21 protein-coding genes and 1 pseudogene are annotated in these 19,244 nt (G+C 73.4%); 11 read left to right on the top strand and 11 right to left on the bottom strand.

Annotated elements, in window-relative coordinates; all coding sequences use genetic code 11:
• Window positions 1–16: 16 nt before the first annotated feature.
• Window positions 17–889 carry a helix-turn-helix transcriptional regulator gene (locus tag AB0H71_RS28640; RefSeq protein ID WP_357026981.1) on the bottom strand — a complete coding sequence of 291 codons (873 nt, stop codon included), beginning with the start codon at window positions 887–889 and terminating at the stop codon, window positions 17–19.
• A 172-nt stretch (window positions 890–1,061) separates the two neighbouring features.
• Here AB0H71_RS28640 and AB0H71_RS28635 point away from each other — a divergent pair, with 172 nt between their 5' ends.
• A complete protein-coding gene (locus AB0H71_RS28635) occupies window positions 1,062–1,943 on the top strand; it encodes a PLP-dependent aminotransferase family protein (protein ID WP_357026980.1) in 882 nt (293 codons plus the stop codon).
• Window positions 1,944–1,980: 37 nt separating this feature from the next.
• Here AB0H71_RS28635 and AB0H71_RS28630 read toward each other — a convergent pair whose 3' ends face one another.
• Window positions 1,981–3,012 (bottom strand): hypothetical protein, encoded by a 1,032-nt coding sequence (locus tag AB0H71_RS28630; RefSeq protein ID WP_357026978.1) that lies wholly within the window; start codon window positions 3,010–3,012, stop codon window positions 1,981–1,983.
• Window positions 3,009–4,028: a helix-turn-helix transcriptional regulator gene (locus tag AB0H71_RS28625; RefSeq protein ID WP_357026976.1), complete on the bottom strand. Its 1,020-nt coding sequence runs from the start codon at window positions 4,026–4,028 to the stop codon at window positions 3,009–3,011. The genes AB0H71_RS28630 and AB0H71_RS28625 overlap by 4 nt, the downstream gene beginning before the upstream one ends.
• Before the next feature lie 483 nt (window positions 4,029–4,511).
• On the opposite strand from AB0H71_RS28625, the gene AB0H71_RS28620 reads away from it, so the two are divergent.
• Window positions 4,512–4,844 carry a hypothetical protein gene (locus tag AB0H71_RS28620; RefSeq protein WP_357026975.1) on the top strand — a complete coding sequence of 111 codons (333 nt, stop codon included), beginning with the start codon at window positions 4,512–4,514 and terminating at the stop codon, window positions 4,842–4,844.
• Window positions 4,845–4,860: 16 nt separating this feature from the next.
• On the top strand, window positions 4,861–5,784 hold the full coding sequence (locus tag AB0H71_RS28615) for an LLM class F420-dependent oxidoreductase (protein ID WP_357026973.1): 924 nt from the start codon (window positions 4,861–4,863) through the stop codon (window positions 5,782–5,784).
• Here the strand turns inward: AB0H71_RS28615 and AB0H71_RS28610 are convergent.
• A complete protein-coding gene (locus AB0H71_RS28610; protein ID WP_357026971.1) occupies window positions 5,769–6,431 on the bottom strand; it encodes a hypothetical protein in 663 nt (220 codons plus the stop codon). The two genes, AB0H71_RS28615 and AB0H71_RS28610, sit on opposite strands and share 16 nt — an antisense overlap.
• A 101-nt stretch (window positions 6,432–6,532) precedes the next feature.
• On the opposite strand from AB0H71_RS28610, the gene AB0H71_RS28605 reads away from it, so the two are divergent.
• The 4 genes from AB0H71_RS28605 to AB0H71_RS28590 all read left to right on the top strand — a co-directional run bounded on the left by AB0H71_RS28605 (window position 6,533) and on the right by AB0H71_RS28590 (window position 9,725).
• Complete coding sequence (locus AB0H71_RS28605) at window positions 6,533–7,126, top strand: TetR family transcriptional regulator (protein WP_357026969.1); 594 nt, start codon at window positions 6,533–6,535, stop codon at window positions 7,124–7,126.
• Between the two features lie 97 nt (window positions 7,127–7,223).
• A complete protein-coding gene (locus tag AB0H71_RS28600) occupies window positions 7,224–8,210 on the top strand; it encodes a TauD/TfdA family dioxygenase (RefSeq protein WP_357026967.1) in 987 nt (328 codons plus the stop codon).
• Window positions 8,211–8,246: 36 nt separating this feature from the next.
• Window positions 8,247–9,230, top strand: coding sequence for a glycine betaine ABC transporter substrate-binding protein (locus AB0H71_RS28595; RefSeq protein WP_357026965.1), 984 nt, complete (start codon window positions 8,247–8,249; stop codon window positions 9,228–9,230).
• 45 nt (window positions 9,231–9,275) lie between these two features.
• Window positions 9,276–9,725: an SRPBCC family protein gene (locus tag AB0H71_RS28590; protein ID WP_357026963.1), complete on the top strand. Its 450-nt coding sequence runs from the start codon at window positions 9,276–9,278 to the stop codon at window positions 9,723–9,725.
• A 39-nt stretch (window positions 9,726–9,764) separates the two neighbouring features.
• Here AB0H71_RS28590 and AB0H71_RS28585 read toward each other — a convergent pair whose 3' ends face one another.
• Together AB0H71_RS28585 and AB0H71_RS28580 are read right to left on the bottom strand one after the other, a co-directional pair.
• Window positions 9,765–10,664, bottom strand: coding sequence for a serine hydrolase (locus AB0H71_RS28585; RefSeq protein ID WP_357026961.1), 900 nt, complete (start codon window positions 10,662–10,664; stop codon window positions 9,765–9,767).
• Entirely contained in the window at window positions 10,661–11,533 is an 873-nt protein-coding gene (locus AB0H71_RS28580) for a LysR family transcriptional regulator (RefSeq protein WP_357026959.1), read from the bottom strand. Before AB0H71_RS28580 ends, AB0H71_RS28585 begins: the two co-directional genes overlap by 4 nt.
• Before the next feature lie 330 nt (window positions 11,534–11,863).
• On the opposite strand from AB0H71_RS28580, the gene bla reads away from it, so the two are divergent.
• The 3 genes from bla to AB0H71_RS28565 all read left to right on the top strand — a co-directional run bounded on the left by bla (window position 11,864) and on the right by AB0H71_RS28565 (window position 14,602).
• Window positions 11,864–12,763, top strand: coding sequence for a class A beta-lactamase (gene bla, locus AB0H71_RS28575; RefSeq protein WP_357026957.1), 900 nt, complete (start codon window positions 11,864–11,866; stop codon window positions 12,761–12,763).
• An 81-nt stretch (window positions 12,764–12,844) separates the two neighbouring features.
• Complete coding sequence (locus tag AB0H71_RS28570) at window positions 12,845–13,717, top strand: TIGR03619 family F420-dependent LLM class oxidoreductase (protein ID WP_357026955.1); 873 nt, start codon at window positions 12,845–12,847, stop codon at window positions 13,715–13,717.
• A gap of 441 nt (window positions 13,718–14,158) precedes the next feature.
• Entirely contained in the window at window positions 14,159–14,602 is a 444-nt protein-coding gene (locus tag AB0H71_RS28565) for a DUF4254 domain-containing protein (protein ID WP_357026953.1), read from the top strand.
• Window positions 14,603–14,735: 133 nt separating this feature from the next.
• On the opposite strand, the gene AB0H71_RS28560 is transcribed toward AB0H71_RS28565, so the two are convergent.
• The 5 genes from AB0H71_RS28560 to AB0H71_RS28540 form a co-directional block, all read right to left on the bottom strand.
• Window positions 14,736–15,827: an FAD-dependent oxidoreductase gene (locus AB0H71_RS28560; protein ID WP_357026951.1), complete on the bottom strand. Its 1,092-nt coding sequence runs from the start codon at window positions 15,825–15,827 to the stop codon at window positions 14,736–14,738.
• A gap of 95 nt (window positions 15,828–15,922) precedes the next feature.
• Entirely contained in the window at window positions 15,923–16,693 is a 771-nt protein-coding gene (locus AB0H71_RS28555; RefSeq protein WP_357026949.1) for an SDR family oxidoreductase, read from the bottom strand.
• Between the two features lie 75 nt (window positions 16,694–16,768).
• Complete coding sequence (locus AB0H71_RS28550; RefSeq protein WP_357026947.1) at window positions 16,769–17,263, bottom strand: DUF4254 domain-containing protein; 495 nt, start codon at window positions 17,261–17,263, stop codon at window positions 16,769–16,771.
• 94 nt (window positions 17,264–17,357) lie between these two features.
• Window positions 17,358–17,975: a hypothetical protein gene (locus tag AB0H71_RS28545; RefSeq protein ID WP_357026945.1), complete on the bottom strand. Its 618-nt coding sequence runs from the start codon at window positions 17,973–17,975 to the stop codon at window positions 17,358–17,360.
• Between the two features lie 118 nt (window positions 17,976–18,093).
• Window positions 18,094–18,330 carry a hypothetical protein gene (locus AB0H71_RS28540; RefSeq protein ID WP_357026943.1) on the bottom strand — a complete coding sequence of 79 codons (237 nt, stop codon included), beginning with the start codon at window positions 18,328–18,330 and terminating at the stop codon, window positions 18,094–18,096.
• A 605-nt stretch (window positions 18,331–18,935) separates the two neighbouring features.
• Here AB0H71_RS28540 and AB0H71_RS28535 point away from each other — a divergent pair.
• A pseudogene (locus AB0H71_RS28535) lies at window positions 18,936–19,244 on the top strand (alkane 1-monooxygenase); the annotation flags it as partial.

Here is a 19,244-nt window from a genome sequence, read left to right as displayed (position 1 = left end):
CCATTCCGCGGCGGGTTCAGTCGCCGAGTTCGGCGAGGTCCGCCGCCGCGGCCGCGATCATGGCCGCGGAGTCGCGCGGGCTCAGCGCCATGGCGCGGAGCTGGTCGAAGATGACGCCGAAGCGGCGGATCTCGGCGTGCCCCTCGATCAGCTCGTCGCCGGCCAGCCCTTCCAGGTAGACCAGCTCGGGGTCGGCCGGGTTCGGGAAGTCGAGCAACGTGAAGGCGCCCGCCATGCCGGGGTGCGCGCCCGCGTCGAAGGGCAGGATCTGCAGGATCACGTTCTTGCGCTTGATCTCCTGCAGCAGCCGCTCCAGCTGCCCGCGCATGGTGACCGGGCCGCCGACCACCCGGCGGATGGCCGCCTCGTCCATCACCACCCAGAGCTCCAGCGGCTCCTCCTTGGTGAGGTTGACCGCCCGGTCCATCCTGGCCTTGGCCCTGCTCTCCATCATGGCGGCCTCGAGCTTGGGCATGGAGGTGTCGATGACGGCATTGGCGTACTCGTAGGTCTGCAGCAGCCCGGGGACCGTCGAGGTCTGGTAGTGCCGCGCCGAGAGCGCCTCGGACTCGAAGTTGATGTAGGCCGCGTAGACCTCGGAGACGCTGCCCTCGTAGGCCCGCGCCATCCCCGGTTTGAGCGCGGTGCTGAGCAGCTCGATCGCTTCCTCGCGCTGCTTGTCGTCGACGTCGTAGAGGTCGAGCATGGCCATCAGCGTGCGCCGCTGCGGCCGCGCCTGCGCTGTCTCGATCCGGTACAGCGTGGTGATGTTGATGCCGGTGCGGGTGCTGACCTCTTCCTTGCCGAGCTGCGCGTCCTCCCGCATCTCGTGCAGCATCGCCGCCAGCCGGCGCAGCCCGACGGTGAGCACCGTGCGCTTGCCTGCCATGCCACCCCTTCCGTGCGAGCCCGCGCACGGCACCGATGCGGCGCGAGCGGAGCCTCAACGGTACCGCTCGGGACGTGCCCCCGTTCACGGGTCGGGCGACGTGTCGGCGACTTGGCATCCGGCCGATCGAAACCGGGGGCCCGCGGCCCCGCCCGCTCTAGCGTTGAGGGCCGTGACCAGCAGCGCGATCCTCTCCCGTTCCGCAAAAAGCGAACCGGCCGGTGGGTTCGGTCCCGTCGCCACCCTGCCGCCCGGCGCCGTCCGACTGGTCGGCGGCGCCCCCGCCGCCGAGGCGCTGCTGACCGGGGAACTGGCCGCTGCCTTCACCACCGCGCTGGCCGGCGCGACGGCGCTGCAGTACTCGGTGGCGCCCGGTATCGAGCCCCTGCGCGGCTGGATCGCCGAGCACGAGCTCTCCGGCGCCGACCGGGCCCGCGCGGTGGCGCTCGCCGGGCGGTACGGCTTCCTGGTGATCTCCGACAATCCGTACCGCTCGCTGCGGTTCGCCGGCGCCGAGGTACCCGACCTGCCGCTCGACAGCGAGGCCGTGGTCCGGGTGAACACCTTCTCCCAGACACTCGGCCCCGGGCTGCGCTCGGGGTGGATCGCCGCTCCGGAGTGGCTGCTCCCGGTGCTCACCCGGCTGCGCGCCAATGTCGACCAGCACAGCTCGCTGCTCACCCAGACGGCGCTGGCCGGGGTCCTCACCGTGCCCGGCTTCTTCGACGGCGTGCTGCGCACCGCGCGGGAGCTGTACCGGGAGCGGTCGGGGGTGCTCACCGCGGCGCTGCGCTCCCGGCTGGGGGAGCGGGTGGCCTTCGACGTGCCCGAGGGCGGGATCTTCCTGTGGATGCGGGCCACCGAGCCGGCGCTGGACCTGGTCGCGCTGCGCGAGCGGGCGCGTGCCCTCGGGGTCGAGTTCGCGCTGGGACGCTACTTCGACCCCGAGGGGGCCGGTGGGCACACCGATCGGATCCGGCTCGGGTTCAGCAATGCGAGCGGCGCCGATATCGAGCTCGGGGTCGAGCGCATCGCCGCGGCCTGGGTTGCCTGAGCATCGCGGGGGAGTCGGGCGTGCGCGGCCGGATGTCTCACTCCGGGTTCGCCATCGGAAGGGCACCGCCCGCCGCGAGGCGCAGGATGGTGGCGGCGGTGGCGGCGGCATAGGCGTGGCTGGCCTCGGCCGGGCGCGCCGCCGGATAGTTACTGCGATGGGTGACGATGACGCCGTTCGGCAGGGTGTGGGTGGTGTCGCGCCGGGTGGCGCTGCAGTTGCCGCCTGCTTTGGCGGCCAGGTCCACCACCACGGTGCCGGGGGCGAGGAGGGTCAGGGCGGCGTCGTCCACCAGGCGCGGCGCGGGTTCGCCGCGGTGCAGGGCGGCGCAGAGCACGATGTCCGGGCCGAGTTCGCGGAGCAGAGCGGGCACCGCGCCGGGGGCGTTCGAGGTGAGGTAGCGGCGAACGCCCGCCGCACCGGCCGCGGCGGCGGTGACGGCACTGGCCCCCACCACGACCGGCGGAGCGTCCCCCGCGGCAACGGCCGCCGCGAACGCGGCGCGCCCCGCGGCGCCGAAGCCGAGGATCACCGCGCGCAGCGGGTGTCGCCGGGGCCCGGGCGGCAGGAGAGCGCGGGCCTCCTCGTAGGCGATCGCGCCCGCCAGCCTGCTCATCGGGGTGAGCGCGTCGAACTCCGCGGATTCTGCCGCGCGCGAGGCGAATTCGAAGACGACCGAGCGGATGCCGTGCCGGGCCAGCTCGGCGATCTCGGCGGGGCGGTGGTGCGGGTCCTGGAAGCCGACCAGGGTGGTTCCGGGGCGCAGCCGGAGCGCGCCGAGGTCGAAGGCGGGGGTCTTGACCCAGGCCACGATGTCGGCGCGGCCCGCATCGGCGGCCGCCGCGCCGATCCGGGCGCCCGCGCCGGCGTAGTCGGCGTCCGGGAATCCGGCGGCCACACCGGCATTCGTCTCGACGGTCACGCTCAGGTCGTGGTGCACGAGCCGGCGCACCGCGTCCGGGGTGAGCGCGACGCGCCGCTCACCCGGTGCGGTCTCGCGCAGCACGCCGACCGTGCGAATCGGCCGTACCTGCCCCCGCCCGTTCGCCAGGAGTGCGGGTGCGGTCACTCCGCTGCCCCGTCGAGATCCCCCTCGAGCCGGGCCCAGCGTTCGGCGAGCGCCCCCCGGAACTGCATGCGGCAGTCGCCGTCGGTGAGCCGTCGGTATCCGGCCAGCGCCGGGTCGGCCATCACCTCGTTGACCGAGACCGCGGTGCCGGTGTCGCGGAGCGCGTACAGCTTCTCGAAGCGCTTGATCGCGAAGGCGATATCGTGTTTGAGCACGGAGAACCGGGTGGCGACGCGGGCCTGCTGCGAGTAGTCGTACTCGCCGACGGCGACGTAGCGGTCATCCACCACCAGCATGCCCTGCGCGTTGCGCGCGTGCTCGCGCTTGACCAGCACGCTCTGCACCCCGGCCCTGGTCTGCCGCCAGAGCTTGTCGTCGTAGGACCAGACGTCGCTGATGTCGTCCAGCACGTACATCCGGCGCACCTCCACCTTCGGCGGGTGCGCTTCGTCGGCCAGCCGCAGGATCGCGGCGTGGTAGTCGTCGCCGGCGTCACCACCGATGGTGCCGAGGTCGACGGTGTGGATGGCGCGCACCGAGACCGTGGCCTGGTCCAGCAGCGTGAGCAGGTCGCTCACGGTGTTCCACTCCCAGACCGTCGCGCTGCGCGAGGGGATCTGGGTCAGGATCTCCTCCGCCCGCTCCAGCTGACGGTCGGCGAGCTGGCGCAGCGGCTCGATCTCTTCCCGGACATGTGCGGCGTCCAGCAGGCTCTGCGCGATCCCCAGCGCCCGCGCGACCACCGCCGGATCCTTCCCGAGCAGCACGTTGAAGCGCATGCGCAGCTCGTGCAGCGCGGCGTCGCCCGCCTCGGCGGGGGCACCGGGCAGCTCCTCGCCGAGCGCGAGGCTGAGCCGCTCGCGCAGCGCGAGCGGGGGCACGCGCGAGCCGTTCTCGATCTGCTGCACCAGGCTGCGCGAGCAACCGGCCCGCTGCGCCAGCTCCGCCTGGGTCAGGTTGCGCTCGATCCGGAGGCGGCGCACGAGCGCGCCGATCGGTTCGCCCGGGTCAGTCACGGATGCCTCCCCGCGGGGCGGCACAGCGAAGCACACGAAGTGTCACGGGGCGTGAGCATAGGACACCGGAGCCGGAAATGGCGCCGTGACTCTCCAGCGTGGAAATAGCTGGATGAACGCGAAATCTCGGGGACGCCGTCTCGGACGGAAGACAGCGCTTCGGAATGCGCATGAAACCCCCTATCGGACGCACAATCGCCACCCTCAGTATGCGCAGAAGCACACAATGTGTCATCCAAAAGCTATGACGCTCAATTGACGTCATAGCTCGGCGCTCGGTAGCATGGGTAACCACATTGCTCCCGGAAGCGAGGAGGTACCGACCACGGACACCTCGCTGCGGCAGGAGGCAGCCTCCCGGCTCTCCCGGTGACGCTCCGCTCGATACCCCTGCTGCCCGTCCTCGGACACGCGAACCACCGGCCCGCCCCAGACATCGGCGCGGCCGCGATCGAGCATCCGCAGCGCGAACGGAGGGGACCCATGGCACTGCACATCACCGCGTCCACCATCTTCAGCACCGTCAGCCCGGAACAGGCCCGGCTCGACGGGTCGGGAACCTGGCGCCTGGACTGGCTGCCCGACCTCCCGCTCACCCGCGATCAAGCGGTCAGCGGCATGGTGCTCGACGAAGTGCTCAGCGACCCGGCCACGGTGCACGACGGCATGGCGGTCGAGCTGGCCCAGCTCCGCGCCGCCGACCTCGGCCTCGACCTCGCCCAGGTGCTGCTCCGGCTCTTCCTCCGGATCCAGGAGCGGGATGCGGCGCGCCTATGCTTGCCCGCGGAACCGGCGCGGGCGAGCACGCCCGCCTGAGCGGAGGAGACGGATCGTGCGGATCGGCATCTTGCTCGGCGAGACCTCGGGCCCGGACGCCCTCACCCGGCTGACCGACGAGCTGGCGGCGGCCGCGGCGGCGGGGTTCGGCTCGGCCTGGCTCTCGCACATCTTCGGCGTGGACGCGCTCACCGCGATCGCCGTCGCGGGGAGCCGGGTGCCCGGCATCGAACTCGGGACGGCGGTGGTGCCGAGCTATCCGCGGCACCCCGCCGCGCTCGCGCAGCAGGCCCGCACCACCGCGCTCGCGCTCGGCGGCAACCGGCTCACGCTCGGCGTCGGGCTCTCGCACCGCCCGGTGATCGAGAACATGTACGGCTACGACTTCAGCAGGCCCGCGCACCACATGACCGAGTACCTCGAGGTGCTGCTTCCGCTGCTCGACAACCGGCCGGCCTCGTTCAAGGGCGACACGGTGAGCGCCGAGCTCGCGCTCACCGTGCCGAACGAGGGCCGGGTGCCGGTGCTGCTCGCCGCGCTCGGCCCGCGCATGCTGCGGCTCGCGGGCCGCGAGACCGACGGCACCACGCTGTGGATGACCGGCCCCGCCACCATCCGCTCGCACATCGCCCCGGTGATCGCCGCGGCCGCGGACGAGGCGGGCAGGCCGGCGCCGCGCATCGTCTGCGCGCTGCCGGTCTGCGTCACCGACGATGTCGAGGACGCGCGGGCGCGCGCGGGCAAGGCCTTCGGCTTCTACGGCGACCTGCCCTCCTACCGCGCCATGATGGACCGCGAGGGCGCCGCGGGCCCGGTGGATCTGGCGCTGATCGGCAGCGAGGAGCAGGTGGCGGCGCGGATCGCCGAGGTCGCCGCCGCGGGCGCCACCGACTTCGTCGGCGCGCTCTTCACCCGCGGCGAGAGCGCCGAGCGCACCCGCGCCCTGCTGAGCGAGCTCGCCGGTCAGGCCAGCACGTAGCGGCTGGTCGGCACCACGTCCAGATCGCGGTCGGCGCCGAAGGCGGCGACGCTGCGCAGCATCCTGGCGGTCCGGCGGTGCAGCTCGGCGTCGTCGCCGCCGCTGCCGTAGAAGGCGTGCGGGTCGGTGAGCGCCGCGATCGGGAAGAGCTCCTCCACGATGGCCGCGATCTCCGGCGCGCCGTCGGTGGCCGGGCCGAGCACCCGGTTCTGCACGTAGCCGAAGGTCGCCTGGGTCTCGATGGCGACCGCGGTGTGCTGCTCCAGCCACGCGGAGCGCCAGGCGTCGTAGGGGAGCTCGGCCGGGCGGCGGAGGAAGGCGATATTGGCCAGCCCGGGGGAGCGCTCGCCGGGCGGCACCTCCGGTGGCGGCAGCGGCAGGTGCTCCTCCACCCACCAGCCCGCCACCCGCTCGGCGAAACCGGTGAGCACGGCGGTGACCCGCGCTCCGGCGGCCTCGTCCGGGACCCTCGTCGCCACCACCGCGGCGACCGGCGCGTCGAAGGTGGTGAGCCGCAGCAGCGCTCCGGCCACCGCGGCGTCGGCGAGGTTCACCTGAATCGCCGTCGCCCCGGCCGAGCGCAGCCCGGTGCGGGCCGCGTCGCCGAGCAGTTCACCGGGGCCCCAGAGCGCGTGCACCAGCTTCATTCGTCTCCACTTCCTGAAACCTGTTCCAGTTTCGTGGCAGCGTAGCCCGGAGACGGCGATTGGTAACACGGTTACCAGGTAACGAAGTTACCGTAAGGGGTGTGGCGAGAGGGCAGGACACCGAGGCGCACCGGCAGATCGTGTCGGTGGTGCTGGAGCTGCTGCAGACAGAGGGGTACGACGCGGTCCAGCTGCGGGTGGTGGCCAAGCGCGCGCACGTCTCGCTGACCACCGTCTACAAGCTCTTCGCCACCAGGGACGAGCTGATCGTGCGCGCCATCCAGGACTGGATGGCGGACGAGGCCTACGCCGAGCTGGAGCCCGCCCCGCCCGGGGAGACCACCCGCGACTCGCTGATGCGGGTGCTGCGCGTCGTCTTCGAGCCGTGGGAGCGGCAGCCCCGGATGCTGGAGGCCTACCACTACGCGCGGCAGGGGCCGTGCGGGCAGCAGCTGGACGAGCAGGGGCTGACCGTGCTGCTCCCGGTGGTCGCCGACGCCATCCAGAACCTGGACCCCGGCTACCTCGAGGACGTCACGCTGATCCTCGGCAATGTGGTGCTCTCGCTGATCGGGCGGTTCGCCACCGGCGCGGTGGAGATCTCCACCATCCTGCCGACGCTGGAGCGCGCGGTGTACCGGCTCACCGCCGACAATGCCGCGGAGGCGGCGGGCAGCCCGGCGCCCGCCGGGTAGCGGGATTCGCGCACGCTGATCGCAACCGTTCCGCCGGCTCGGCATCGGCCCCTAGATTCCGGGGGATCCCCAGATGCCGAGTTCGAGGAGGAACCTGATGACGGCCGTGGCGCCCCTTCCCCGCGCAGCGCTGACCCGGGACGACCTGCCGGTACTCGATATCCGCAAGGTCGGCGGCGCGCTCGGCGCCGAGGTGCGCGGGCTCACGCTCGGTGCGGAGCTCGACGATGCCACCGCCACCGCCGTGCAGGTGGCGCTCGCCGAGCACCAGGTGCTCTTCTTCCGCGACCAGCACCACCTGGACCGGGAGTCGCAGTGGGAGGCGGCCGCGCGGCTCGGCACCCCGACCGAGCCGCACCCGACCGTGAAGTCGCGCGGCGCGCTGCTGCTGGAGCTGGAGGGCGCCGCCAATGCCTGGCACTCCGACGTCACCTTCGTGGACCGGGTGCCGAAGGCCTCGCTGCTGCGCGCCGTCACCCTCCCCCCGTACGGCGGCACCACGGTCTGGGCCTCCACCACCGCCGCCTACGACGCGCTGCCCGCCCCGCTGCAGGTGCTGGCCGAGGAGCTGTGGGCGCTGCACACCAACCGCTACGACTACGCCGAGCACGGACGGGAGAGCGGCTACGGCGAGAACGCCTACTACCAGGAGTTCACCAGCGAGCGGTTCGAGACCAGGCACCCGGTGGTCCGGATCCACCCGGAGACCGGCCGCAAGTCGCTGGTGCTCGGGCAGTTCGTGAAGCACCTGCTCGACGTCTCGCCGCGCGATTCGCGGGCCCTGCTCGACCTGCTGCAGCATCGGATCATCCGGCTGGAGAACACGGTCCGCTGGGACTGGCGCAACGGCGACGTCGCGCTCTGGGACAACCGCGCCACCCAGCACTACGGCGTCGCCGACTTCGGCGAGCACCGCAGGCAGCTGCACCGGGTCACGCTCGCCGGCGACATCCCGGTCGACGTCCGCGGCAGGCGGAGCACGACCGTCGCGGGCGATCCGGAGAACTACTCACCCGTGGTCGCGGCGCCGCTGCTGCCCGGCGTCGGTGCGCCGTCCCTGCCGGAACCGGCCGGTCTCCGCTAGGCTCGGACGCCACTGGCGGATCGGAGGGCAGTCACCATGCGCCGACGCAGGATCCTCGCGCCGTTCGTCGGCGCGCTCGCCGCGGTGGTCGCCGTCGCTACCGGCTGCGGTCTGCAGGCCGGTTCCACCCTGCCCTTCGACGTCGGCCCGGCCGGTATCGCCACCGACGAGGGGCTGGACGGCGTGCAGCTCACGGTGGGCTCCAAGGAGTTCACCGAGCAGGTCATCCTCGGCTACATCCTGGCCTTCTCGCTGCAGGCGGCCGGTGCCGACGTGCGCGACCTGACCGCCATCGTCGGCTCGCGCAGCACCAGGGACGCGCAGATCACCGGCCAGGTCGACCTCACCTACGAGTACACCGGCAACGGCTGGATCAACTACCTCGGCCACGAGAACCCGCTCAAGGATCCGCAGGAGCAGTTCGTCGCCGTGCGCGACGAGGACATCGCGGAGAACGGGATGGACTGGGTCGCGCTCGCGCCCATGGACAACACCTACGCGCTCGCCGCCTCGCGGGCGGTGGTCGAGCGCACCGGCGTGACCACGCTCTCGCAGTACGCCGAGCTGGCCAAGCGCGATCCGGCGGCCGCGCGGACCTGCGTGGACACCGAGTTCAACGTGCGCAGGGACGGCTACCCCGGCATGGCCGCGGCCTACGGCTTCGACCCGAACCCGGTGCCGCGCTCGGTGCTGCAGACCGGCATCATCTACAACTCCACGGCGGCGGGCACCGACTGCCCGTTCGGCGAGGTGTACACCACCGACGGCCGGGTCAAGGGGCTGGACCTGGTGGTCCTCACCGACGACCTCGGCTTCTTCCCGCACTACAACCCGGCGGTCACGCTGCCGGTGGAGCTGGCCGCGCAGTACCCGCAGATCGAGCGGATCATGGCGCCGGTCTCCGCGGCGCTGACCAACGACGAGATCACCGAGCTGAACCGCCGGGTCGACGTGGCGGGCGAGGACCCGGCCGACGTCGCCCGGGACTGGCTGCGGGACCGGGGATTCGTCGCCGCGTGAGCCGAAGGGTTGCCGGCCGCCGCGCCCGGTGATTGCATCGGGGCCGTGACCGAGACCCGTATCGTCCGAGCCTCCCGCGAGATCGCCGCGCCCGCGGCGGAGGTGTTCGAACTCATCGCCGATCCGGCCGCCCAGCCCAGCTGGGACGGCAACGACAATCTCGCCGAATCCGCGCCGGGGCACCGGGTGCGCGCGGCGGGCGAGGTGTTCAGCACCACCCTCACCGTCGGCGCGGTGCGGGAGAACCACGTGGTGGAGTTCGAGGAGGGCAGGCTCATCGCCTGGCAGCCCGCCGAGCCGGGCAAGGACCCGATCGGCCACCTGTGGCGCTGGGAGGTGGCCCCCGCCGGCGCTGACCGCAGCACCGTGACGCACACCTACGACTGGACCGACCTGCACGACGAGAAGCGCGAGGTGCGCGCCCGCGCCACCACCGCCGAGAAGCTCACCGCCTCCCTCGACCGGCTCGCCACGCTCGCCGAGAAGCGGGCGTAACCGCAGCGGCGCAGCGGCTGGTGCTCCGCGCGCCCCGGGTTACTCGGGCAGTGGCCTGCGGAGCGCGGTGACCGCGATGCGGGCCGCCTCCGCGATGGCGGCGTCGACGGCCGGGAGCACCGGCTCGGCCCGCGCGGCGCGGGTGAAGACCGCGACCGCCACCGGGTGCTCGCCGGGGAACTCGACCACCGCCGCCTCGTTGCGAATGGTGCCGATGGTCCCGGTCTTCCCCGCCACCGCGACCCCGCGGTGCGGGAAGGCGGCGGCGATCCGGTGCGGCCACACCTGCCTGCGCATGACCGACTGCACGAACGCCGTCTGCCCGGGGGAGAGCACCGCGCCAGCCCAGACCGCGCGCAGCAGCCGGGTCGTCTCCTCCGGGGTGGTGGCGCTGGTGAAGGCCGGGTCGTAGGCCGAGACCGACCACGCCTCGTCCAGGTCGGCGAGCGCGGCGAAGGCCTCGGCGGTGCTGTGCGTGTCGGTGTCGCGGACCAGGGCGCGGTGCAGGTCGGCGGTGCCGCCCACGATCCGGGTCGCGGTCAGCCCGAGCTCGTCCAGCAGGGCGTGCAGTGCGCCGATGCCGAGCTCGCCGAGCAGCACGTCGGCGGCGGCGTTGTCGGAGACCGTCATCATGGAGGTGGCGAGGTCGCGGCGGCTCAGCGTCACCGGGTCGTGCAGGGCGGCGAGGCCGGTCGGGCCGGTGGTGCACTCGGCAGGGTCGACGGTGAGCCGCGCGGCCGGGTCGATCCGGCCCTCGTCCACCGCGCGGCAGAAGGCGAGGACCAGCGGCAGTTTGTAGACCGACGCGGTGACCACCCGTTCGGTGCCGTGCACCGTCACCTCGGCGGCCGAGCCGTCGCAGCGCCTGGCGTGCAGCCACCCGGTGCACCCCGCGTCCGCGAAGACCGCGCGAATGCGCCGCGGTACCTCGTCGCTCATCGCAGCCGCTCGCGGAAGAGCACCGCGTCCACCGCGGCGGCGGCCGCCTCGGCGCCGGGGCGGTGGATCACCCGGACCCGCAGCGCGGTCGCCTCGGGCGCCAGCCGCAGCCAGGCCACGCCCGGCGTCTCGACCGGCGGCAGCGCGCTGAAGCCGAAGCCGGCGCCCGCGGCGACGGCGGCGAGCAGGGCGCGGTCGTCCGCGGCGGTGCGCAGCGGGACGTCGAGCCCGCGTTCCCGGAGCAGGTCGCGGGCGGCGTCGTGGGCGGGCGGGTTCCCGGCCCGCGCGGTGGTGAGGAACGGCAGCCCGGCCAGCATGGCGAAGCCGGGGCGCTCGGCGGCCGCGCTGCGGTGGTCGCGCGGGACCGCGACGGCGCGCGGCAGCTTGACCACCGGGCCCGCGAGCACGCCGTCCACCAGCGCCGGGTGTTCGAGCACCGCGGCATCGCAGGCGCCGGAGCGGACCTGCGCCACCAGGTCGACGGTGCTGCCGGTCACGGTCACCACCGAGGGTGCCTCCGGTGCCGCGCGCAGCGCCGTCACGCAGGCGGTGACCAGGGCGGGCGGCAGGGCCGGGATGGCGCCCCAGCGCACGCTGCCCCTGGTGCGCGCGATGCGCGCGGCCTCGGCGCGCAGCAGGTCGGCGTCGTCCACCAGCAGCCGGGCGCGCGGGAGCAGGCCGGTGCCCGCCGCCGTGAGCACCGCGCCCTGCGGGGTGCGGCGGATCAGCTCGACCCCGAGGTGCCGTTCCAGTCTGCGCAGCCCCTGGGAGAGCGGGGGCTGCGTCATGTCCAGTGCGGCGGCGGCGCGGCCGAAGTGACCCTCGTCCGCGACCGCGACGAAGAACCGGAGGTGGCGGAGCAGGTCCATGCCCTGCATTGAAGCAGTGGTCTTCCGGGCGGCCCGGCCGCCCGGACCCGCGCGGCCGCGCGCAATGCCCGAACCGGCAGCGCTGACCTGCGGCGATATCCGGCGCGACCAGCCCGCGCCGGGCCCGCGTATTGGCCCACCGCTGCCGTGCGATGCTTCGCTGATCCCGTGACCGACCCCCACCACGCTCCGCCCCGCACCGCTGGGCCGACCTCCGCACTGTCCGAACCCCTCGGTGCGCCCGCGCCCGGCACCGGTTCCGCCCATCCCGTTGCCTGCACGCCCGCGCCCCGCACCCGGAATCCGAGTTCTGACCCGGCCGCCACCGGAGTGCTCCGCCGGCCTACCCGCCGCGGCTTCCTCGCGACCGTCCTCGCGGCCGGTGCGCTCGCCGCCTGCGGCACCGAACCCCGGGTCCCCACCCCGGCCCCGGACACCTCCGCGCTGGACAGCGCACTCGCCGCGATCCAGGAGCGCCACTCCGTGCGGGTCGCGATGCACGCCCGCTACCGCGACCGCACCGTCACGCACCGCGCGGGCGAACCGATCGCGCTGTGCTCCACCTTCAAGGTCTACGCGGCCGCCGCGATCCTGCGCCTGGAGTCCGAGGGCGCACTGCGCCTGGACGAGACCGTCCCGGTGCGCCCTGCGGACATCGTGGTGAACTCCCCGATCACCGCGGCCGCCCAGGGCACCGACCTCAGCTACGCGCAACTCTGCGCGGCCGCGCTCACCCGCAGCGACAACACCGCGGGCAACCTGCTGCTGCGCCGGATCGGCGGCCCCGCCGCGCTCACCGCCTTCGCCGGAACGCTCGGCGACCGCGCCACCGACCTGACCCGCTGGGAACCCGACCTCAACCTCGCCGAACGCGATTCCCGCACCGACATCACCACCGCCGACGGCCTCGCCACCGGCTACGCCGCCCTGCTCCTCGGCACCGCCCTGCCCCCGGCCCAGCGCCGCACCCTGACCGACTGGATGGCCGCGAGCACCACCTCCGCCCGCCGCATCCGCGCCGCCCTTCCGCCGGGCTGGACCGCCGCGGACAAGACCGGCGGCGGCAACTACGGCACCGTCAACGACGCGGGCGTGCTGTGGTCCCCGGACGGCACCCCGCTGCTGCTGGTCCTGCTCACCGACAGCACCACCGGCGACCCGGACGCCACCCCCGCCGACGCCGCGGTGGCCGAGGCGACCACCGCCGTCCTCGCCGCGCTCACCGCCTGAGTTCTTCGCGCGAATCGGGGACGCCCCGCCGCCCGCGATGATCGAATGACTCCCGACGCCGAGCGAACACGGAGGCCGACGATGCGGTTCACCTACGCGGAGACGATGACCGACCCGTCCTACTACGTCCCGCTGGCGCGGGCCGCCGAGGCCGCCGGGTACACCTCCATGGCGATCGCCGACAGCATCGCCTACCCCCGCGATTCCGACGCCACCTACCCGTACACCCCGGACGGCAGCAGGGACTTCCTGGAGGACAAGCCGTTCATCGAGACCTTCGTGCTGGCCGGCGCGCTGGCCGCGGCGACGACCACGCTGCGCTTCACCCCGTTCGTGCTCAAGCTGCCGATCCGCCCGCCGGTGCTGGTGGCCAAGCAGGCGGCGTCGGTGGCGGCGCTGAGCGGCAACCGGCTCGGCCTCGGCGTGGGAATCAGCCCGTGGCCGGACGACTTCGAGATCTTCGACGTCCCCTTCGCGAAGCGCGGCGCCCGGATGGACGAGTGCCTCGACATCCTGCGCGGCCTCACCGCGGGCGGGTACTTCGAATTCCACGGCGAGTGCTACGAACTGCCGCCGATCAAGATCTCCCCGGTGCCGACCGAGCCGATCCCGCTGCTGATCGGCGGGCACAGCCGCCCGGCGCTGCGCCGCGCCGCCCAGCGCGGCGACGGCTGGATGCACGCCGGCGGCGACCCGGCCGAGCTGGACCGGCTGCTGCTCGAATTGGACGCGCTGCGAACCGAATACGGCACGAGCGAGGAGTTCGAGATCCACGTCATCTCGCTCGACGGCTTCACCGTGGACGGCGTGCGCCGGTTGGCGGACAAGGGCGTCACCGACGTCATCGTGGGGTTCCGCAATCCCTACACCCAGGAGCCGGACACCGAGAGCCTGGATACCAAGATCGCCAACCTGTCCCGGTTCGCCGAGCGGGTCATCGCGCACACCGCCTGAACCGCGCGCCGCGATTCGCCTGCCGGACAGAGCGATCGGGCAGATTCCAATTCTCCGCGCGCGACCCGCGAACCGCTGGTCCGCGCTGCCGCCGCATTGATCGATCCGGCCCCGCGCGAGTCGATTTCGCACCGGATGGCTCGTGCCGCGGCCGGGTACCGCGAGGTCCGGGGAGGTGCGGAGCTATTACCAGTACGGAATACTCGTGCACGTGGGATCGCTCCGCGGAGGGTATGTTGCACGCACCCCGGCTGCCGCGCCGGGGCTGAGGACACGCCCGGATGTGCTGCACATGTGTGCATTTGCAATGTTGCGTTCTTGCATCGGTGAGAGCATGATCCGTGTCACCCGACGGGTGACCGTGGCGACCGGGACGAGGGAACGAGAGCCGATCATGGGCCAGCGCGCAGCAGTGGTGACGGGTGAGCGCGGGGTGCGCCGGTGAGCGCCCCCACGGTCGGCGGGCTGCCGACCGCGCCGCAGTTGTTGTCCGCCTTCCAGGGCCGCCGGATGTGCGAGCACGAGCCCTTCCGCTCCGCGCACGCCCTGGCCGACCTGCACGAACGCCGCCTCGGGCTGGGTGACCCCGGCGCGGTGGCCGAGCTGGACGCGCGCCGCGGCGCCCTGGTCGAGCTGATCGACGAGTGGATCGCGCGGGAGGCGCCGGAGCACCGCGACGGGGCCGCGCTGCACACCGAGACGCTCGGCGCGGTGGTGGATCGCATGGCGCGCAGCTGGGTCGCCGCGAACCGGGCGATCGACGCCGAGGGCGCGCGCAGCGACAAGACCCATAAACACTGGTACCACCTGGCCGAGCTGGTCGACGGGTACACCGACCTGGTCACCGATGTGGCGGGCGGGCGTCGGCGGTTGCCGGGGCAGTAGAGCACCCGCCGCGACGGCCCGCGAGCCTCGCGCTCGGACCGGTCCCGGTCGAGTGCTCGGTGGGCGGCGCTACCGCGTGCCCGGCGCCGCTCGCGCGGCCGAGGTCGGCGCGCGTAAGCCGGAGCTGGCGGCGCTAGAGCCCGAGATCGTCGGCGGCGGCCTCCGCGGCTGCGGGCGCCAGCAGTGTGGCGTCCGGTCCGGCGCTGCCCAGTACCAGGATTCGGCCGCTCGGGGCACGCCACGGCTCGCTCTCCACGGCGGTGGCGACCTCCGCCCAGCGGCCGCGCACGGTGAGTTCGGTGTCGAGCAGCTCGCCGGCGACGGCGAGCAGGTGCTCGGCCGCGGGCTCGGCGAGCTCCGCCGGGAAGGGCGCGGGTTCGCCGGTGGCGCCGAGCGTCAGCCCGCCGTCCAGCCGCGGCACCGCGAGCACGTGCATGCCGAACTCGGCGGCGGCCGCGGTCTGCGCCTGCTCCGCGGTCAGCCGCGCGACCGGCTCGCGCGGGTAGCCGGGGCGGTGCCGGAACTGGTCGCCGTCGGCGAGGATCGCGTCCGGTCGGCGTTCCAGCGGTCCGGTGCGCAGCCGCTGCGCGCGCACCCGCGGGACCGGCCCGGCGCCGGTGAGCTCCCTGGCCAGGGCGTCGCGGCCGGGGCTCGGGCAGAGCAGCGCGATATCGGCGGCGAGCGCGGAGCCGTCGTCGGCCCGGATCAGCACCCCGTCCGGAGTCTCGGTGAGTGCGCGGGCCAGGGCGCCGCGCGCGGTGTAGCGGCCGGTCCCGGACAGGTGCGCGCGGAGCGCGGGGACCGCCTGCTGCGGGGTGAGCACGGCGTCGGCGCCGCAGTGCAGCCCGGCCAGCAGCGGCCCGCGCAGCGCCGGTTCCAGGGCGCGCGCCCGCTCCGGTTCCAGCAGCGTGAACTCGCGCTCCGCCGCGTCGGCGGCGCCCGCCGCGGCCTCGGCGACGGCCAGCTCGGCCGGGGTCCGCGCCACCGTGATCGACCCGCTCAGCCGGAACCCGACCCCGGGCACCCGGCCGCCGAGCTCCCGCCACAGCCAGAGCGCGTGCGCCGCGCGCGCCAGGTCGGCGGCGGCCACCGAACCGGCGCGCAGCGCGCCGGAGCCCGCGATCGGCGCCCCGTCGTCCAGCTGCGTCACGGTGTGCCCGCGCCGCACCGCGGTCCAGGCGTGCACCGCCGCTGGCACCCCGCCGCCGATGATCACCACTCGCACGAGCAGCCATTCTGCGCGGTCCCGGTACCTCCGGGTGGCGCGGGTGTGAACGGCGGGCGGCGGTGGTCAGAGCCCCGGGTTCGGCGACCGGCGGCTCAGCGCGGGACGGTGCCGCCGTCCACCAGCAGGCTCTGGCCGGTGATGAAGCTGCCCGCGTCCGAGCAGAGCAGCAGCGCGGCGCCGACCAGCTCGTCCGGGCGCGCGATCCGGCGGAGCAGCGGCACCTTCGCCATGGCATCGATGAACTCCGGCGGGTTCTTGCGCACCATGTCGGTGTCGACCGCGCCGGGCACGATGGCGTTCACCCGGATGCCGTCGGCGGCGTACTCGGCCGCCATCGAGCGGGTGAAGGAGAGCAGCGCGGCCTTGGCCGCCGCGTACATCGAGAGCCCGGGCGCGAACTGCAGCGCGGCCACCGAGCCCAGGTTCAGCACCGCCGCGTGCGCGCTGGCGCGCAGCTGCGGCAGCGCCGCCTGGACCAGGAAGAGCGGGCCGTACACATTCACCCCGAACGACTTCTCCACCGCCTCCGGGCGCATCGACTCCAGCGGCTGGGCCAGCGCGTTGGCCGCGTTGTTCACCACGATGTCGATGCCGCCGAAGCTCTGGACCGCGGTATCGACCAGGGTGTGCAGCACGTCGAGCTCGCCGAGGTGGGTGGGCACGCCGATGGCGTCGGCGCCGAGTTCGCGCAGCCGGGCGGCGGCCTGCTCGCACGCCTCCGGCTTGCGGCTCGCCACCACCACGCGGGCGCCGGCCAGCGCGAACCCCTCGGCGAGCGCGAGCCCGATGCCCCTGGTCCCCCCGGTGACGACGGCGGTCCGCCCGCTCAGATCGAACAATTGCCGGAAGGACGCCTCGTCCACGGAATCACCTCTCGCCACGCGGGCACCGCTGCCCGTCTCAGCCAGTTGTATCACCCGGGCCGCGCGGGGAGTGGATCAGCGATCGGCCTCCGGGGCGGGCAGCCTGCGCTGGCCGCGCATGACCTCGACGATCAGGTCCTGGTAGGCGACGAAGAGCTCGGCGACCTGGGTCCAGGCGGCGTGCACCTTGGGGTCGGCGGCGTCGTACCTGGCCATGGCGCGCTGGAAGCGCGCGTAGGCGCGGGCGATGCGGTCGACCACCGAGCCCACGGTCTCGGTGTGCAGCCGGGCGCCGTTGCGGTGCTGCGGCACGTGCCCGACGGTCCAGACGTCGATGGCGTGCATGAGGTCGGTGCGGCGCGCGGCCAGCCCGTCCCCCCAGACGTCGTCCTGCTGGTGCAACTCGAGCAGGTCGACGCACCAGCAGGCGATGGGGTGCTCGGCCCTGCGGCTGCCGCTGAGGGCGGAGAGCAGCTCGGTCATCGGGAAGAGCGGCTCGATGTCCTCGAACCGCCCGAACCGCTCGTCCTGGCCGGTGCCTGGAACCTGGATCACGCGTGGCACTGCCATGACAACTCCGGTGTGACTCTGCCCCCTGGCGGGTTACAAACAGTAGTCTAACATCGCGGAAATGGCATTCTCAGAATTGTGAAATCACATTTCGTCAACGGTCGATCGGGGTCGCCGCCGGCCACGGCCCCGCCGGCCCGAGGTCGGTGGGGATCGGCGCGTGCACGGTGGCGCCGCTGCGGAAGTCCTCCACCGGCCCGGCGAGTACGGCGAGCCCGGCGGCCTTCATGGCCCTGGTCTTGAAGGCCCGCGCGGCCATGCTGAGCCGGTACTCGACCGGGCTGAGCAGCTCCGCGCTCCCCGGCGGCGTGTACTCGCCCCAGACCACCACCTCGAGCCCGCGGTCGAGCAGCGCGAGGTGCAGCCCCTCGCTCGCCATCGGCTCGCGCAGGCAGATCCCCGCGGCCATGGCGATGGCGTGCGGGGTGCGGCCGCGGCCGCCGGTGGCGAGCGCGTCGTCCAGGCTGGCGAGTTCGGCACCGAGAATGCGCAGCGGGGTGTCGTCGGCGGCGCCGGGGATCAGGACGGTGACCTCCCAGCCCGCCGTGGCGCGGTCGAACAGCCAGCCGCCCGCGTGCTTCACCGCGTCGGCCACGCTCAGCGCGACCACGTCGAGCCGGTACTTCACCAGGCCCCAGTCCCACAGCGTCCGGGTGGCGAGGGGTGTGCGGCGCACGTGCTGCATGCTGCCACCGTGGGACGGACTGCCCATCGCATCTCCCTCGTCGGCACTCCGCTCTCCGGCGCCGCCGGGCTGATCGGCGGCGGAAAGCTTCCTCACCATACGGTCAGCGGGGGTATGTGACAAGGGTCACAAGGGGGTTTGCCGCTTATGCCGGACGCTGCGTCGGCTCCGGCTCGACGCGCTCCGAGGCCCACCAGGTGTCGGAGCCCTCGCTCCGGAATTCGGGGGTGCGGGCCCACGCCGCCACGGCATCCGCCGCGCGAAGCACCACGTCCGAGGTGGCGGCGGGTGCCGGCACCCGGTGCGCGCTCGGGGTCCGCCGGGGCAGCGGCGGGCGCTGCTCGCCGAACTCGTCGCGGTCGAAAAGCGGATTGCGATGCACGATGCTCCCGGTGGGGTCGGTGAGTCGGCGGCGACTCGGTGCGGAAACGTCCGGCTCCGGCGGGGCGACCTCGTGGGGTACGCGCGTAACTTCCGGAACGTCTTCCACGATAGAACACGATGTGGCCGCACTGTGCCGCCGAGTTGCTCTGCTGTGCAGGCGAATTGCCCGGCGGAGAGATTCGAGTCATTCCCGGACCGGTGTCGCTATGGGTGTGTGGGGCGCTCGGTGGTGACGGATGGGTACGACGCCTCTTCCCAGCCGTGAACGGTCCCAATGCGCGGCCGGGAGCCGGGGCGGTCCGAATGGGTCAATCGGGCCGGGGTGTCGGGGGTGAAATCGGCTCCGGCGGTACGTATTGATGTGTTCCGCCAGATCGGCCGGAATCTGTAACGCCGGTAATCGGGCCGCGAGCTGCCGTGACCGCCCCGGTTTCGCGGGCGCGGGGGCGCGGCGGGGCGGTTACGGCGGCTCGCGGAAACCTTAGGGTTCGTCGCGGTCGGTCCGGATGCGCACAAAGACGTGGGCTCGTCGTTCGGGCCGGCCGTCCCTGCTGTCGTTCGAGTGGACGGTGCCGTCGCTCCCGGATCTTGCGAGGTGCCGCCGTGCCCGATGGGGTTGTCGATCCGAAACGACACCTGTGGGTTCTGGGGTTGATCGCGCCCGCCTCCGCGCTGCTGCCCTCCCAATTGGTGTACCAGACGGGGTGGGCGGTGTTCTGGTGGATCGGGCCGTTCATCGTGCTGGTCGCGATCCCGGTCCTGGATTGGCTGGTCGGGGAAGACGGGTCCAATCCCAAGGATGAGGACTACGAGCGGCTGTCGGCCGACCGGTACTACCGGTGGTGCACGTATCTGTTCCTGCCGATTCAGCTGATCGGGTTGTTGATCGCCTGCTGGATGTGGGCGGGGACC

This window comes from Nocardia sp. NPDC050697, assembly GCF_040654395.1.
In the GTDB taxonomy this organism is placed as follows: Bacteria; Actinomycetota; Actinomycetes; order Mycobacteriales; family Mycobacteriaceae; genus Nocardia.
Note: the sequence above shows the minus strand (reverse complement) of the source record. Positions and strands in the feature narration are given on the sequence as shown.